At 70.8% G+C, this 15,612-nt stretch carries 13 protein-coding genes; 8 read left to right on the top strand and 5 right to left on the bottom strand.

The features are described from left to right. Window positions 1-2: 2 nt before the first annotated feature. The 5 genes from ACI2L1_RS06635 (at window position 3) to ACI2L1_RS06615 (ending at window position 5,978) form a co-directional block, all read left to right on the top strand. Entirely contained in the window at window positions 3-1,844 is a 1,842-nt protein-coding gene (locus ACI2L1_RS06635) for a biotin carboxylase N-terminal domain-containing protein (protein ID WP_404738209.1), read from the top strand. Window positions 1,845-1,912: 68 nt separating this feature from the next. Further along, window positions 1,913-3,043: an acyl-CoA dehydrogenase family protein gene (locus tag ACI2L1_RS06630; RefSeq protein ID WP_404738208.1), complete on the top strand. Its 1,131-nt coding sequence runs from the start codon at window positions 1,913-1,915 to the stop codon at window positions 3,041-3,043. Window positions 3,044-3,076: 33 nt separating this feature from the next. Then, on the top strand, window positions 3,077-4,645 hold the full coding sequence (locus ACI2L1_RS06625) for a 4-coumarate--CoA ligase family protein (protein WP_404738207.1): 1,569 nt from the start codon (window positions 3,077-3,079) through the stop codon (window positions 4,643-4,645). Next, a complete protein-coding gene (locus tag ACI2L1_RS06620; protein ID WP_404738206.1) occupies window positions 4,642-5,376 on the top strand; it encodes an enoyl-CoA hydratase family protein in 735 nt (244 codons plus the stop codon). Before ACI2L1_RS06625 ends, ACI2L1_RS06620 begins: the two co-directional genes overlap by 4 nt. Then, window positions 5,364-5,978 carry a TetR/AcrR family transcriptional regulator gene (locus ACI2L1_RS06615; protein WP_404738205.1) on the top strand — a complete coding sequence of 205 codons (615 nt, stop codon included), beginning with the start codon at window positions 5,364-5,366 and terminating at the stop codon, window positions 5,976-5,978. Before ACI2L1_RS06620 ends, ACI2L1_RS06615 begins: the two co-directional genes overlap by 13 nt. Window positions 5,979-6,078: 100 nt before the next feature. Here ACI2L1_RS06615 and ACI2L1_RS06610 read toward each other — a convergent pair whose 3' ends face one another. Then, complete coding sequence (locus ACI2L1_RS06610; RefSeq protein WP_404738204.1) at window positions 6,079-7,215, bottom strand: citrate synthase 2; 1,137 nt, start codon at window positions 7,213-7,215, stop codon at window positions 6,079-6,081. Between the two features lie 126 nt (window positions 7,216-7,341). Here ACI2L1_RS06610 and pdxH point away from each other — a divergent pair, with 126 nt between their 5' ends. Beyond that, window positions 7,342-8,013: a pyridoxamine 5'-phosphate oxidase gene (pdxH, locus tag ACI2L1_RS06605; RefSeq protein WP_404738203.1), complete on the top strand. Its 672-nt coding sequence runs from the start codon at window positions 7,342-7,344 to the stop codon at window positions 8,011-8,013. Window positions 8,014-8,190: 177 nt separating this feature from the next. Here pdxH and ACI2L1_RS06600 read toward each other — a convergent pair whose 3' ends face one another. The 3 genes from ACI2L1_RS06600 to ACI2L1_RS06590 all read right to left on the bottom strand — a co-directional run bounded on the left by ACI2L1_RS06600 (window position 8,191) and on the right by ACI2L1_RS06590 (window position 11,407). After that, window positions 8,191-9,600, bottom strand: a complete 1,410-nt coding sequence (locus ACI2L1_RS06600) for a PAS domain-containing protein (protein WP_404738202.1) — start codon at window positions 9,598-9,600, stop codon at window positions 8,191-8,193. A gap of 121 nt (window positions 9,601-9,721) precedes the next feature. Continuing rightward, window positions 9,722-10,189 carry a GNAT family N-acetyltransferase gene (locus ACI2L1_RS06595; RefSeq protein ID WP_404738201.1) on the bottom strand — a complete coding sequence of 156 codons (468 nt, stop codon included), beginning with the start codon at window positions 10,187-10,189 and terminating at the stop codon, window positions 9,722-9,724. A gap of 444 nt (window positions 10,190-10,633) precedes the next feature. After that, window positions 10,634-11,407, bottom strand: a complete 774-nt coding sequence (locus tag ACI2L1_RS06590; protein ID WP_404738200.1) for an SIS domain-containing protein — start codon at window positions 11,405-11,407, stop codon at window positions 10,634-10,636. Window positions 11,408-11,612: 205 nt separating this feature from the next. On the opposite strand from ACI2L1_RS06590, the gene ACI2L1_RS06585 reads away from it, so the two are divergent. Beyond that, entirely contained in the window at window positions 11,613-12,305 is a 693-nt protein-coding gene (locus tag ACI2L1_RS06585; protein ID WP_057608532.1) for a metal-dependent transcriptional regulator, read from the top strand. A gap of 565 nt (window positions 12,306-12,870) precedes the next feature. Next, the gene (locus tag ACI2L1_RS06580; protein ID WP_404738199.1) at window positions 12,871-13,794 is read left to right on the top strand and encodes an alpha/beta fold hydrolase; all 924 of its coding nucleotides are present in this window, start codon (window positions 12,871-12,873) and stop codon (window positions 13,792-13,794) included. Between the two features lie 212 nt (window positions 13,795-14,006). Here ACI2L1_RS06580 and ACI2L1_RS06575 read toward each other — a convergent pair whose 3' ends face one another. Next, entirely contained in the window at window positions 14,007-15,596 is a 1,590-nt protein-coding gene (locus ACI2L1_RS06575) for a transporter (RefSeq protein WP_404738198.1), read from the bottom strand. Window positions 15,597-15,612: the final 16 nt, after the last annotated feature.

Here is a 15,612-nt window from a genome sequence, read left to right as displayed (position 1 = left end):
CAGTGATCACTTCTGTCCTCGTCGCCAACCGGGGCGAGATCGCCTGCCGCATCTTCCGTACCTGCGGTGAGTTGGGCATCCGTACGGTCGCCGTGCACTCGGACCCGGACGCGAACGCCCTCCACACGCGCGTGGCGGACACGGCCGTACGACTCCCGGGAGCGTCCCCCGCCGACACCTACCTGCGCGCCGACCTGATCGTGAAGGCGGCCGTGGCCTCCGGCGCCGACGCCGTGCACCCCGGCTACGGCTTCCTCTCCGAGAACGCCGACTTCGCGAGGGCGGTCCTGGACGCGGGCCTGATCTGGATCGGCCCGCCCCCGTCCGCGATCGAGGCGATGGCGTCCAAGACGCGCGCGAAGCAGCTGATGGGGCTGGCGCCGCTGGGGGAGGTCAGCGAGGCCGACCTGCCCGTGCTGGTGAAGGCGGCCGCGGGCGGCGGAGGCCGCGGAATGCGGATCGTGCGCCGCCTGGAGGACCTGGACCCCGCCCTGGAGAGCGCCCGCGCCGAGGCCACGAGCGCCTTCGGCGACGGCGAGGTGTTCGTCGAGCCGTACGTGGAGGACGGCCGCCACGTGGAGGTCCAGGTCCTCGCCGACACCCATGGCACGGTCTGGGCCCTCGGCACCCGCGACTGCTCCCTCCAGCGCCGCCACCAGAAGGTGATCGAGGAGGCCCCGGCACCGGGTCTGTCCCCGGAACTCGCGGAGGAGCTGAGCACCCTGGCCGTACGCGCCGCGCGCGCGGTGGACTACGTGGGCGCAGGCACGGTCGAGTTCCTGGTGGCCGACGACAAGGCCCACTTCCTGGAGATGAACACCCGCCTCCAGGTCGAACACCCGGTGACGGAGGCGGTGTTCGGCGTGGACCTGGTGGCGGAACAGATCCGCATCGCCGAGGGCCGCCCCCTTCGCGAAAGCCCCCCACACGCGCGTGGCCACGCCGTGGAGGCCCGCCTCTACGCCGAGGACCCGGCGACGGACTGGACCCCGCAGACGGGCACCCTGCACCGACTGTCCGTTCCTCCCTCCGTACGCCTGGACACGGGCTACGAGAACGGCGACGACATCGGCGTCCACTACGACCCGATGCTCGCCAAGGTCGTCGCCCACGCCCCCACGCGCGCGGAGGCGATCCGCAAACTGGCGGGCGCGCTGGAGAGGGCGACGATCCACGGTCCCACCACGAACAGGGACCTGCTGCTGAACTCCCTGCGCCACAAGGAGTTCACGACGGCCCGCATGGACACGGGCTTCTACGACCGCCACCTGTCCGAACTCACCAAGCCCGCCTCAGACTTGCTGGCTCCGCTGGCCGCCGCGCTCTCGGACACGGTCGGCCGCTCCCGCTTCGGCGGCTGGAGAAACCTCCACTCGGCCCCGCAGCTGAAGCGCTACGAGATGGCGGGCGAGGAGCACGAGGTCCGATACCGCTACACGAGGGAGGGCCTGGAGACAGACGGGGTCCGGGTGATCCACGCGGACGCGGGCGGGGTCGTACTCGAAGTGGACGGCGTACGGCGGAAGTTCGAGGTGTCGAGGTACGGCGACCACCTGTACGTGAACAACTCCGCGCTCAAGGCCCTACCCCGCTTCCCGGACCCGACGACCCAGCATGCCCCGGGCTCCTTGCTGGCTCCGATGCCGGGAACGGTGGTCCGGATCGCCGAGGGCTTGGCCGAGGGCGCCGCCGTGGCGGCCGGAGAGCCTTTGCTGTGGCTGGAGGCGATGAAGATGGAACACAGGATCACGGCACCGCAAACAGGCACGCTCACCGAGCTGAATGTCCTACCTGGCCAACAAGTAACGGTGGGTTCTCTGCTGGCAGTAGTCCGATCCAGTTAGGGGCGCGGGACTGTATCGATATGCGGCTACCGCCGCGTGAGCGCGACCAGCCCCCACGAAGGAGCCACATGCCCACGACCGAAACCGACGAGCACAAGTCCCTCAGAACAGCCGTAGCCACCCTAGGCAAACGCCACGGCCGCGACTTCAACCGAGAACAACTCTGGTCCGAAGCAGCCAAACTCGGCTACCTCGGCGTCAACCTCCCCGAGGAACACGGCGGCGGAGGCGGTGGAATCACCGAACTCTCCATAGTCCTGGAGGAGTTGGGAGCCGCAGGCTGCCCCCTGCTCATGATGGTCGTCTCCCCGGCGATCTGCGGCACAGTGATCGCCCGCTTCGGCACGGACGCCCAGAAACAGGAGTGGCTCCCCGCCCTCGCAGACGGCACCCGCACGATGGCCTTCGGCATCACGGAACCGGACGCCGGATCGAACAGCCACCGCATCACCACCACGGCTCACCGCGACGGAGCCGACTGGCTGCTCACCGGCCGAAAGGTCTTCATCTCCGGAGTGGACATAGCCGACGCCACCCTCATAGTCGGCCGCACAGAGGACTCCCGCACCGGCCGCCTCAAGCCCTGTCTGTTCATCGTCCCCCGAGACGCTCCCGGCTTCACCCGCCGCCAGATCGACATGGAACTCCAGGCAGCGGAGAAGCAGTTCGAGCTGACCCTCGACGACGTACGTCTCCCCGCCGAGGCCCTCGTGGGGGACGAGGACGCGGGCCTCCTGCAACTCTTCGCCGGTCTCAACCCCGAACGCATCATGACGGCGGCCTTCGCGATAGGAATGGGCCGCTACGCCCTCGCGCAAGCCGTGAAGTACGCGAAGGACCGCACCGTCTGGAACACCCCCATCGGCGCCCACCAGGCCATCGCCCACCCCCTCGCCCAGGCCCACATCGATCTCGAACTCGCCCGCCTGATGATGCAGAAGGCCGCGTACCTCTACGACGAGGGCGACGACGTGGCCGCAGGTGAGGCCGCCAACATGGCGAAGTACGCCGCGGGGGAGGCCTGTGTGAAGGCCGTGGACCAGGCGGTCCACACCCTCGGCGGCAACGGCCTCACCCGCGAGTTCGGGCTCGCCTCGTTGATAACGGCCGCGCGCGTGGCTCGTATCGCACCGGTGAGCAGGGAGATGATTCTCAACTACGTCTCCCACCAGACCCTCGGCCTGCCCAAGTCGTACTAGACCGTCTTGGTATCAGGCCGGCTTGGAGGAACCGTGTTCCGCAGCGAGTACGCAGACGTCCCGCCGCTAGAACTCCCCATCCACGACGCGGTGCTGGCCCGCGCCGCCGAGTTCGGTGACGCGCCCGCCCTGATCGACGGCACCGACGGCACCACCCTCACCTACGGTCAACTCGACGCGTTCCACCGCCGGGTCGCCGCGGGCCTCGCGGAGGCGGGCGTCGCCAAGGGGGACGTGCTCGCGCTGCACAGCCCCAACACGATCGCCTTCCCGACCGCGTTCTACGCGGCCACGCGCGCGGGTGCCTCCGTCACGACCGTGCACCCCCTGTCCACGCCCGAGGAGTTCGCCAAGCAACTCGGCGACTCGGCCGCCCGCTGGATCGTCACCGTCTCCCCCCTGCTGGAGACGGCACGGCGGGCCGCCGAACTCGCGGGCGGGATACGGGAGATCTTCGTCTGCGACAGTGCCTCCGGCCACCGCTCCCTGATCGACATGCTGGCCTCGACGGCCCCCGAGCCGGACATCGCCATCGACCCGGTGACGGACGTGGCGGTCCTGCCGTACTCCTCGGGCACCACCGGCGTCCCCAAGGGCGTGATGCTCACACACCGGCAGATCGCCACCAACCTCGCCCAGCTGGAACCGCTGATGTCGGCGGGCCCCGAGGACCGTGTCCTCGCGGTCCTGCCGTTCTTCCACATCTACGGCCTCACGGCCCTCATGAACGCGCCCCTGCGCCTCGGTTCCTCCGTCGTCGTCCTGCCCCGCTTCGATCTGGAGACCTTCCTCGCGGCGATCCAGAACCACCGCATCACCGGCCTGTACGTGGCCCCGCCGATCGTCCTCGCCCTCGCCAAGCACCCACTGATCGAGCAGTACGACCTCTCGTCCCTGCGCTACATCGTCAGCGCCGCCGCCCCGCTGGACGCCGAACTCGCCGCCGCCTGCTCGGCCCGGCTGGGCCTCCCGCCCGTCGGCCAGGCGTACGGCATGACGGAACTCTCGCCCGGCACCCATGTCGTCCCCCTGGCGGCCATGCGCGAGGCACCGCCCGGGACGGTCGGCAAGCTCATCGCCGGAACCGAGATGCGGATCGTCGCCCTCGACGACCCCGACAAGGACCTCGACATCGGCGAACCCGGCGAGATCCTCATCCGCGGCCCGCAGATCATGAAGGGCTACCTCGGCCGCCCCGACGACACCGCCGCGATGATCGACCCCGACGGCTGGCTGCACACCGGGGACGTCGGCCATGTCGACGCCGACGGCTGGCTGTTCGTCGTCGACCGGGTCAAGGAGCTCATCAAGTACAAGGGCTTCCAGGTGGCCCCCGCCGAACTGGAGGCCCTTCTGCTCACCCACCCCGGCATCGCCGACGCGGCCGTCATCGGCGTCTACAACGACGACGGCAACGAGGTCCCGCACGCCTTCGTCGTCCGCCAGCCGGCCGCCCGCGAACTCTCCGAGGGCGAGGTCATGATGTACGTCGCCGAACGCGTCGCCCCCTACAAACGGGTCCGCCACGTCACCTTCATCGTCGGAGTGCCCCGCGCCGCCTCCGGCAAGATCCTCCGACGACAGCTCAGGGAGGGCGCATGACGCTGATCGCCCGTACGCGCGCGCGTGCCGTCGAGACCCTCACCCTCGACTCCCCGCACAACCGCAACGCCCTCTCGGCCGCGCTGGTGGGCGAGCTGGCCCCCTGCCTGGCCGACTGCGCCAAGGACCCTGACGTCCGCGCGATCGTCCTGACCCACACCGGCAACACCTTCTCGGCGGGCGCCGACCTGAAGGACCCCCCGGACCCGGAGGCACTGGTCGGGCTCCTCCGGCAGATCGTGGAGCTCGGCAAGCCGGTCGTCGCCCGGGTCACAGGACACGTCCGCGCGGGCGGTCTCGGCCTCCTCGCCGCCTGCGACATCGCGGCCGCGTCCACGGAGTCGACGTTCGCCTTCACAGAGGTACGGATCGGAGTCGCCCCCGCGGTCATCTCGCTGCCCTTGCTGCCCCGCGCCGACCCCCGCGCCCTGGCCCGCCACTACCTCACCGGCGAGCGCTTCGACGCGGCCGAGGCGGCCCGTATCGGCCTGGTGACGGCGGCGGGCGACGACGTGGACGCCGTACTCGAACCCGTCCTCGACGGTCTGCGCCGGGCCGCCCCCGAAGCCCTGGCCGAGACGAAACGGCTGCTCACGGCTAGGGTGCTGGAGACCTTCGACCGGGACGCGGCCCACCTGACCGCGCTCTCGGCCAGGCTGTTCGCCTCGCCGCACGCGCGCGAGGGCATGACGGCCTTCCTGGAACGACGGGATCCCTCATGGGTCGTGTGACCACGATCGGCGACCGGGCCGAACGCAGGCCCAAACAGGACCGCAGCCGCGCCACCCGGCAGCGCCTCCTGGAAGCGGCCGTGGCCTGCCTCGCCGAACACGGCTGGGCCGGCTCCACGGTCTCCGTCGTCGCCGAACGCGCCGGCGTCTCCCGGGGCGCCGCCCAGCACCACTTCCCGACGCGGGAGGATCTCTTCACGGCGGCTGTCGAGTATGTGGCGGAGGAGCGTTCCACGGCCCTGCGCGCCCTGTTCCCGCAGGGCGCGGCGGACGACCGCCGTGCGGTGATCTCGGCCCTGGTCGACCTCTACACGGGCCCCCTGTTCCGCGCCGCCCTCCACCTCTGGGTGGCCGCCTCCAACGAGGAGCAACTGCGCCCCCAGGTAACGGAGTTGGAGGCACGGGTGGGCCGAGAGACTCACAGAATCGCGGTCGACCTACTGGGCGCGGACGAGTCAAAGCCGGGCGTCCGCGAAACGGTCCAGGGCCTCCTGGACATGGCAAGGGGCCTGGGCCTGGCGAACCTCCTCACGGACGACGAGGCCCGACGGGACAAGGTGGTGACCCAATGGGCAGTACTGCTGAACGAGGCTCTGCTCTAGGCCTTTAGGGGCGCGGGGCTGTATCGATTTGCGGCTCCGCCGCGTGGGCGCGACCAGCCACAACGGACCCGCAGCCGCCCACGCTCCTCAGCAACCCCCTTCAGTGGGCGATCCCCCCATACCCCTCGATGTCCCGAGGATCCCGGGCCGCCGGCCCCACATACCGCGCGGAAGGCCGCACCAGCCGCCCCGTCCGCTTCTGCTCAAGAATGTGCGCCGACCACCCCGCCGTCCGCGCACACGTGAACATCGACGTGAACATGTGCGCCGGCACCTCCGCGAAGTCGAGCACGATGGCCGCCCAGAACTCCACGTTGGTCGCCAGCACCCGATCCGGCCGCCGCGCATGCAACTCCGCCAGCGCCGCCTTCTCCAAAGCCTCCGCGATCTCGAACCGGGGCGCCCCCAGCTCACGAGCGGTACGACGCAGCACACGCGCGCGTGGATCCTCGGCCCGGTACACCCGGTGCCCGAACCCCATCAGCCGCTCACCCCGGTCCAGCGCCTGCTTGACGTACGCGTCGGCGTCCCCGGTCCGCTCGATCTCCTCGATCATCCCGAGCACCCGGGAGGGCGCCCCACCGTGCAGCGGCCCGGACATGGCACCCACGGCCCCGGAGAGCGCGGCGGCGACATCCGCCCCCGTGGAGGCGATCACGCGCGCGGTGAACGTCGACGCGTTCATCCCGTGCTCCGCCGCCGACGTCCAGTACGCGTCCACGGCCGCCACATGCTTAGGGTCCGGCTCTCCACGCCACCGGATCATGAACCGCTCGACGACGGACTGCGCCCTGTCGATCTCCCGCTGCGGAACCATCGGCAGCCCCTGCCCGCGCGCCGACTGGGCGACGTAGGACAGGGCCATGACGGCGGCCCGGGCGAGGTCGGCACGCGCCTGCTCGGCATCGATGTCGAGCAGCGGCCTGAGCCCCCACACCGGCGCGAGCATGGCGAGCGCCGACTGGACGTCCACCCGGATGTCCCCGGAGTGCACCGGGATCGGGAACGGCTCGGCGGGCGGCAGACCGGGATTGAAGGCGCCGTCGACCAGCAGCCCCCACACGTTGCCGAACGAGACATGGCCGACCAGATCCTCGATGTCGACGCCCCGGTAACGCAGCGCGCCGCCCTCCTTGTCAGGTTCGGCGATCTCCGTCTCGAAAGCGACGACTCCTTCGAGGCCAGGTACAAAGCCGGGGTCAAAACCGGGGTCAAAACCGGGGTCGAGGTCGGACATCAGGCGGCTCCTCATGATGTGTGCGACGGATGACGCCACGATAACCCCGAGTGCCACCTTTGGGGAGTCCTGTGGCACTCAGTGCCACCATCGGTGGGTGAGACGTCCGTACGGCAAGATGACCGCGTGACCGACGCAGCAGACGCCGCCGCCCCGGACCCCGCCTCCATGCGCAAGCAGTACCGCGCGCAGGGCCTCGCCGAGACCGACCTGGCCGCGACGCCCGTCGAACAGTTCGCGCGCTGGTTCAGGCAGGCGGCCACCGAGGCGCACCTCTTCGAGCCGAACGCCATGGTCGTCTCCACCGCGGACGCCGAGGGCCGCCCCAGCTCCCGCACGGTGCTCCTGAAGCAGTTCGACGAACAGGGCTTCGTCTTCTACACCAACTACGACTCCCGCAAGGCGAGAGACCTCGCGCAGAACCCGTACGTCTCCCTGCTCTTCCCCTGGCACCCCATGGGCCGCCAGGTCATCGTCACCGGCCTCGCCCGCCGCACCGGCCGCGACGAGACCGCCTCCTACTTCCGCACCCGCCCCCACGGCTCCCAGCTCGGCGCCTGGGCCAGCGCGCAGTCCTCGGTGATCGGGACCCGCGCGGACGTGGACACCGCGTACGCGGACCTCTCCGCCCGCTACCCCGAGGGCGAACAGGTCCCGGTCCCCCCGAACTGGGGCGGCTTCCGGGTGGCCCCCCAGGCGGTCGAGTTCTGGCAGGGCCGCGAGAACCGCCTCCACGACAGACTGCGGTACGTGGCGCAGGCGGACGGAAGCTGGCGGGTGGAGCGGCTGAGCCCCTGAGGCGGCGGCCGCAGCCGCACGGCTGCCCAAGCGCTCCGCTGGAAGTGCCGCGATGGGCCGTCGATCGGCTGCGGTGCCGTCGTGGCTGCTCGCGCCCGCGCGGCGGAGCCGCACATTGATACAGCCCCGCGCGCCTTCGGGGTGTTGCCGAACCGCAGTCGACTTCGCCCAGCCCGCTTAGACCCGCCCCACCACCCCGCCCAGATCCAGCGCGGCGGCGATCCGAACCGCCACGTCCTCCGCGTACACCGCGTCACTCCGCTCGAACTGCCCCCTGCCGGGGCCCCGCAGGAACGTCACGGCCCCCAGCGTCCGCCCCCGGCTGCGCAGCACCGCGCACAGCGCGTGCACCACGTCCGAGGGCCACTGCCGGCTCTCGGCCCACTCGCGGGCCCGGTCGGCCGACACCGTCCCCACGCTCGCCCGTACCGACCCCGCCCGGTCCACGCACTGCAACGCCGGATGGCCCTCCCCGTACCGCAGGGGCAGCCCGGCCGCGCCCGATGCCTGCAGACTCGGCCCAGGGGCTCCGGAGGGCGTCGCGGCGACCCGCACCAGACGGACCGGCCCGGACTCCTCGCCGTCGGCGACCGCACCCCCTGCCACCCGGTCGATCAGCGCGTGGTCGGCGAATCCGGCGAGCGCGAAGTCGAGGTGGACGACCGCCGCCTCCGCCGGGTCCTCGCACTCCGCCGCCGCCCGCGCCGCCCGGTGCAGCTGATTGGACCGGAAGCGCAGCAGCGAAGCCTCCTGCTCGCTCTGCTTGGCCTCGGTCACGTCCTGGAACAACCAGCCGACACCCAACGGCACCGGCTCCTCCGCGAGCGGCGAGGCCAGCCGTACGAAGCCACAGCGCCAGCAGCGCCGCTTCTCCCCGTCCGGCGTGCGCACCCCGACCCAGATCTCGGCCGGGGCCGGCGGCGCGCCCTCGGCCAGCACATGGGTGAGCGCGCTCTCCAGCTCCTCCACGCCCTGCCCGAGCAGATCCCCGAGGGGCCGCCCCAGCACGGACGTACGCCCGACGCCCAGCGACCGGGCCGCGTGCGCGTTCACCACGGCGGGCCGCAGATCGGCGTCGACCAGTACGACACCCCACGAGGCGTCCTCGAACAGGGCCTCGCTCAGCGCGATCGACCGCTCCAGGTCGATCTGGGTGTGCACCTCGCTGAAGGCGCAGTACAGTCCGGCGGGCTTGCCGTCGGGTCCCCGTACGGCGGCGGACTGGGTCCGTACGAGCACCCGGCCGCCGTCCTTGGTCAGCAGCGCGAACTCGTGCACCTGCCGCCCGGGGGCCTGCATGGCGGCCATCAGCCGCGCCTCGACCTCCTCGGCGTCGGCCCGCCGTACGGCCCACCCCGCGAACCCGTGCCGCCCCACGGCCTCGGCCGCGGTCCAGCCGAGGATGCGCTCCGCCTCACGGTTCCAGTGGGTGACGACACCGTCCGCGTCGAAGGCGCACAGGGCCGCGTCCATCCCGTCCAGCAACGCGGCGAGCAGATCGGAACCGCCCGAGCCCTCCGGGCCGTCCGGCCCGGGCCCGTCGGGCCCCAGCTCGTCGGTGGTCCCACTACGCCGGGAAGCACTCACCTGGACCCCCTGCCGGCTGCTTCACTCACTAACAATCATTGAACTCGAACGTGACGCAGCACACACCGGGTTCCCGCAAGATTGAGGGAATCGTTGTACGCCGGAAACGCCCCGAATCCCCCTAAAAGGATCTCCGGTCCGGCTCCAGCCGCAGGTCGATCCACTCGTCGCTCTCGCCGTCCAGCACATACCGGTCGACCTCGACGAACCCGCGCGCCTGCGCGAACCGCGTCCCGTCCCCATTGACGGCCAGCACACATGTCTCGATCACCCGGGCGCCGAGCACGTGCGCGTGATCAACACCCTTCTCGTACAGAGCCGTCCCGAAACCCCGTCCGCGGTAATCGGGCAGCACGCGCGCGATGACGGTCGCCACGGCGTCCTCCCCCTCCGGCGGCCGCACGGTCGAGCACCCCACGAGCGTGTCCCCGAGATACGCGTTCTCCAGCCGGTACCGCCGAGCGCGCTCCCGTACGTCTTCGAGCCCCATGGCGGCGGGCGGAACGATCACGTTGTGCACGTACCGCCACTGCTCGGCCATCTCGTCGCCGACGACGGGTTCGATCCGCAGATCAGTCACGGTCGTCACTTCCCCTCCGCGCGTACAGCTCTGTCTCGATCTTCATCCTGGGGTCGGCCAGGCCACCTATGAGCATCGTGGTCTCGTTGTCATGCTCGGAACGCTAATCGTTCTCGGGATCACCGACCGCGTTTTCGTCCGGGCCGAGGGACGGCACGGCTCTCAGAACCAAGTTCCGGAAAACCTGTTGATCGGTGCTCGACCGCTTCCTAAGGTGTGGAGCACCGAAGGAAAGGAGGTGGTTCGGAGCATGTATGCACACCGGACGTCGGAGGTGGCTGCGGGCTAGCGCCCGTCACCCACCGAGTGCGGTGCCGGACCCGCGTGCACGAGATGCACGCAGCCGGCCAATCCAACGCAGTCACCCGACCCGCGAGCTCGCCGGTACGTCCGGCCGGCTTCCTCGCCGCAAGGCTGAGGGACCAGAGCTCGCGGGTCGCCTGCGTTCTGCTACTAGCGGTAGAAGATCCGCTCCCCGTACTCCTCGAACACCCGCTCGTTCCACTCCAGCCCGCCGTCCACGTTCCCCGAACGCAACAGCGGCGGCTCGATCCCCCGCTCCGCCAGCACACCCGCCGCGGTCGCCATCACCGCCTGGAGCAGCGCCGAGGTCACCACCGTGGACGCGGGCGCGAACGGTGCCGGGACCGAGTCCAGGGACAGTTCCGCGTCACCGGGGGCGATCTTGGAGTCGAGGACGACGTCGCACTGGTCCTTGAGGAAGGTGCCCGAGCTGTGGCGGGGCTTGGTCGACTCGGTGTAGGCGACCGAGGTGACGCCGATGACCTTCACGCCGAGGGCGCGGGCGCTCATCGCCATTTCCACGGGCAGCGCGTTGCGGCCGGAGAGGGAGATGATCACGAGGGCGTCGCCCGCGCGCAGCGGCGAGCAGCTCAGGACCGCGCTCGCGAGACCGTCCACGCGTTCCAGGGCGGAGCCCAGCGTGGCGGGCATGACGTCGACGCCCACGACTCCCGGCACGGTCAGCAGGTTCATGAGGGCGAGTCCGCCGGCCCGGTAGACGATGTCCTGCGCGGCGAGCGAGGAGTGTCCGGCGCCGAAGGCGAAGAGGCGGCCACCGGAGGCGACGGTGTCGGCGAGGAGCGTCCCGGCCGCCGTGACGGCCTCGCCCTCCTCGTCGCGGAGCCGTTGCAGCAGCCCGATCGCGGCGTCGAGGAACTGTCCGGACAGCTTGCCGTGGCCGGTCGCGGAGCCCGTCTCGCCCATGCGTCATCAACCCTTCGTCGCCGTGTCGCGGATCACCGTGCGGTCTGGACCAGTGGGATGTCAATACGGCCGCGAGCCGGGTCGTAACCGCTTGGTTTCAACGGCACGGCACGCTTGTCAGTGGTATCCGGCAGAATTGACGTCAGGGCCAGCGCACGCGCCGGGAAGCTGTCGTGCTTCCGGCAGATCTCATCAAGGGGCACGTATGTCCGGACTGATCGACACCACGGAGATGTATCTCCGCACCATCCTCGAGCTGGAGGAGGAAGGTGTGGTCCCCATGCGCGCCCGGATCGCCGAGCGGCTGGACCAGAGCGGACCGACGGTCAGCCAGACCGTGGCGCGGATGGAGCGTGACGGCCTGGTGTCCGTCGCGAGCGACCGGCACCTGGAGCTGACGGACGAGGGCCGGCGGCTGGCCACGCGCGTGATGCGCAAGCACCGGCTCGCGGAGTGCCTGCTGGTCGACGTGATCGGCCTGGAGTGGGAGCAGGTCCACGCGGAGGCGTGTCGCTGGGAGCACGTGATGAGCGAGGCGGTGGAGCGCCGGGTGCTGGAGCTGCTGCGCCACCCGACAGAGTCGCCGTACGGCAACCCGATCCCGGGTCTGGAGGAGCTGGGCGAGAAGGACGGCGCCGATCCGTTCCTGGACGAGGGCATGGTGTCGCTGGCCGAGCTGGACCCGGGTCTCGACGGCAAGACGGTCGTCGTACGCCGTATCGGCGAGCCGATCCAGACCGATGCGCAGCTGATGTACACGCTGCGGCGGGCGGGTGTGCAGCCCGGTTCGGTGGTGAGCGTGACGGAGTCGGCCGGCGGGGTGCTGGTGGGCAGCGGCGGCGAGGCGGCCGAGCTGGAGTCGGACGTCGCCTCGCACGTGTTCGTCGCCAAGCGCTGAGCAGTCGCGCGGGGCGCGCGCAGCGGTCTGGAAGGGTCTCAATTCCCGGGATCTGTGGGGGTGTTTGTGGCCTTCCCGGGTGCCGTGGGATCCAAGATTCACTGTGCGGAATCGCAGCGCTTCGACGCTTCCCGTGCGAGGCTGTCGCGTGAGGCATATGACCTGAGGGGGCGGGCGGATGTGCCGTAGACATGGGGATGGCCCCGGCACCTTTCGGTGCCGGGGCCTGTCCTCCCCTGTGCTGACCCGGAGCCCCGAGCTCCCAGGGTCATTCCCCTCGGACCGATTTCCCCGAGCGGTCCGCCTCCCGCTGAAGATCTCCCCTCAGCTGCGGCGATCATTCCTTGAGCGGGGTCACTCGAACGAGGGGTGTTGTGGCCCGAGACCTCATTTTCGAATACGTATTCGATAGTCTGTGGGTGACAGGGCGCACCGCACGTGCGCTACAGGGATGTAGGACGCGACAGACAGGACGCAGGACAGACACGGCAGTCAGACGCGGTCCACAGGATCGGCCGGCTCGCATGGGGCGCGAGCGGGTCCGAGCGGAGCTAGGGGGGTGCCAATGGCGCGACGCATCGACGTGACCGGAGCGGGCGGTGTCCGTCTCGCGGCCTGGGAGTTCGGTGACCCTCCCAAGTCCGACCCGACGAAGGACGCACCGACGGCGGGTGTACCGACGGCGGACGCACCGGAGAAACGACCTCCCGGGGTGCTGTTACTCCACGGCCTGATGGGCCGCGCCTCGCACTGGGCGTCCACCGCCCGCTGGCTCTCCGAGCGGTACCGGGCCGTCGCGCTCGACCAGCGCGGTCACGGCCAGAGCGACAAGCCCCCTCGGGCCTCCTTCACCCGCGACGCGTATGTCGAGGACGCCGAGACGGCCCTCGAACAGCTGGGCCTCGCCCCGACCGTTCTCATCGGCCACGCGATGGGCGCCCTGACCGCCTGGCAGCTCGCGGCCCGGCGGCCCGACCTGGTCCGCGGGGTGATCATCTGCGACATGCGGGCCTCCGCTCTCGGCGGTGCCTCGCAGCGGGAGTGGGGCGAGTGGTTCAAGGCCTGGCCCGTCCCGTTCGCCACGCTCTCCGACGTCCGCAAGTGGTTCGGCGAGGACGACCCCTGGGTGGAGCGGCCCAACCCGGCGCGCGGCGAGTTCTACGCCGAGGTGATGGCCGAGTCCTCCGACGGCTGGCGGCCCGTCTTCGAGCCCGAGCAGATGCTCCAGTCCCGTGAGACCTGGGTCCACGACGCTCACTGGGAGGAACTCGCCCAGGTCAGGTGCCCCACCCTGGTCGTCCGCGGCCTCGACGGCGAGCTGGGCCGAGCCGAGGCCCAGGAGATGGTCCGCGTCCTGCCCCGCGGCGAGTACGCGGAGGTCGCCGACGCCGGCCACCTCGTCCACTACGACCAGCCGGAGGCATGGCGGGCGGCCATAGAGCCCTTCCTGGACGGTTTGGACGACCACGACGGCAAGGGCGGCGCCTGAGACCGCCCGAAGGGCGAGCCCGAGAACGCGACCACTCGGTGGGAGACCATCCGGCCCCGTCCCACTCCGGCCCCGGGCGCCCCTCAGTGACAGGGAGCGCCCCCGCCGCCCCACACCTCGGCGACCAGCTTTCCACGTCGACCGCCCCTCGTGCGCGGCCTCCCGGCCCGCACCTGGCCCGCCCCCCCCGGCGCCCGCCCCCGCACCATGCGTCAGCCCTTGCTGACCGCCAGCAGGATTTCCGGCAGTTGGCGGGCCGTCCGCGGGGCCGCCAGTCGCAGTCCCGCCAGTGTGATCGCGGTGCCATAGACCGCGCCGACCGGCAGCAGTACCCAGCTCCACTCGTCGCCGTCCGCGCTGACGTTGGCCCAGATCGTCAGGGCGATCACGGGAGCGCACAGCAGCGCGGCCGAGACCATTCCGCCCACGACGGCGGCAGCGGCGAGCCCCGACTGCCCAGGGGCCACGTTCTTGTAGCCCTCCTGCGGAATGGAGTACGGGAAGCGGGCCGACGTCCACGCCCCCGTCGCCAGCATCGCCCCGAGCAGTGCGAAGGACATGCCGAGCACCTCGGGCAGTTTCGGCCAGTCGTCGATCAGCGCGGTGGTGAGGACGGTGACGAGCGTGGCGTACGGCAGCGTGATCACCAGCAACGCCAGTGCACGCGCGCGTAGTTCGACGTAGGCGTCCCGCGTCGAGGAGATGGTCATCGCGACCATCCAGAACGCGGAGGTGTCCTGCCCGAACTGGTTGTACATCTGCACACCGAGCATTCCCGCGGCGAAGCACGAGAAATAGATGGACCCCGTGCCCTGCACCGCGTTGAACACCGGCACGATCAGCCCGATGGCCAGCGACGTCACCCACGCGGCCTTGGTCTTGGGGTCGCGCCAGACATAGCGCAGGCTGCGTTCCATCACGGTGCCGGTGCGGCCGGCCGGCAGCAGCCGGGCGAGCCCCGTGGAACTCCGCTCACGGGCCGCCCCTTCGGCGGAGGGGAGCGTGGAGCCGTCCGGCGAGGTCATCAGCCGGGTCAGATGACGCGACCAGAGAGCGAGCAAGCCCACCAAAGCGCTGGCGGACAGGGCGAGTTGGAGGACAGCGACGCCGTACGACCCCTCGCTCGCCGAGTCGACCGCCCCGATCGCCGAGGCGGGCGGGATCCACTTCAGCACCTCGGCAGGCCCGTCCAGCTGCCCCAGACCGCCCGAACCGAGGCGCTGCGCCCCGAAGTTGACCACCTGCGCGCCGACGGCGATCACCAGTCCGCTCAGTACCGCCAGGTCGCGTCCCTTGCGGCTGGTCAGCAGACGGATGTTGCCCACGGCGACGGCCCGCGCGAGGGCCACGCAGACCAGCAGCGCGAGCACGACACCGACGACGGAGAAGACGTATGCCGTCCCGCCGTGCGCGACCGCGACGACGGACCCGACGAGCATGCAGAGCGTGAACACCGGCCCTATGCCGACCAGCGAGGCCACAAGGAGCGCCCGCACCAGGGGCCGGGGCCGCAGCGGCAGCATCACCAGACGGGTCGGGTCGAGGGTCTCGTCGCCGCCGGGGAAGAACAGCGGCATCACCGCCCAGCCGACCGCCAGCACCGTGACCAGCGGGACGACGACGGACGCGGCGTGCTCGTTGCCGCGCAGGGCGACGAGTCCGAGCAGTTGCAGCACCGAGACCAGGAGGACCGCGATCGCGGAGGCGACGTAGGCCGCTCGCCGCCCGCCGGACTGCCGCAGCCCGTTCCTGAGCAGCGACAGCTTCAGTCGTACGACGACCGGGGTGATGTCCGCCGTCATGGGGCCCTGCCCGGCC

The sequence above is a fragment of the Streptomyces sp. NPDC019531 genome (assembly GCF_044903305.1).
GTDB lineage: Bacteria > Actinomycetota > Actinomycetes > Streptomycetales > Streptomycetaceae > Streptomyces.
The sequence above is the reverse complement of the archived record's forward strand: the minus strand, read 5'-3'. Positions and strand labels throughout refer to the sequence as shown.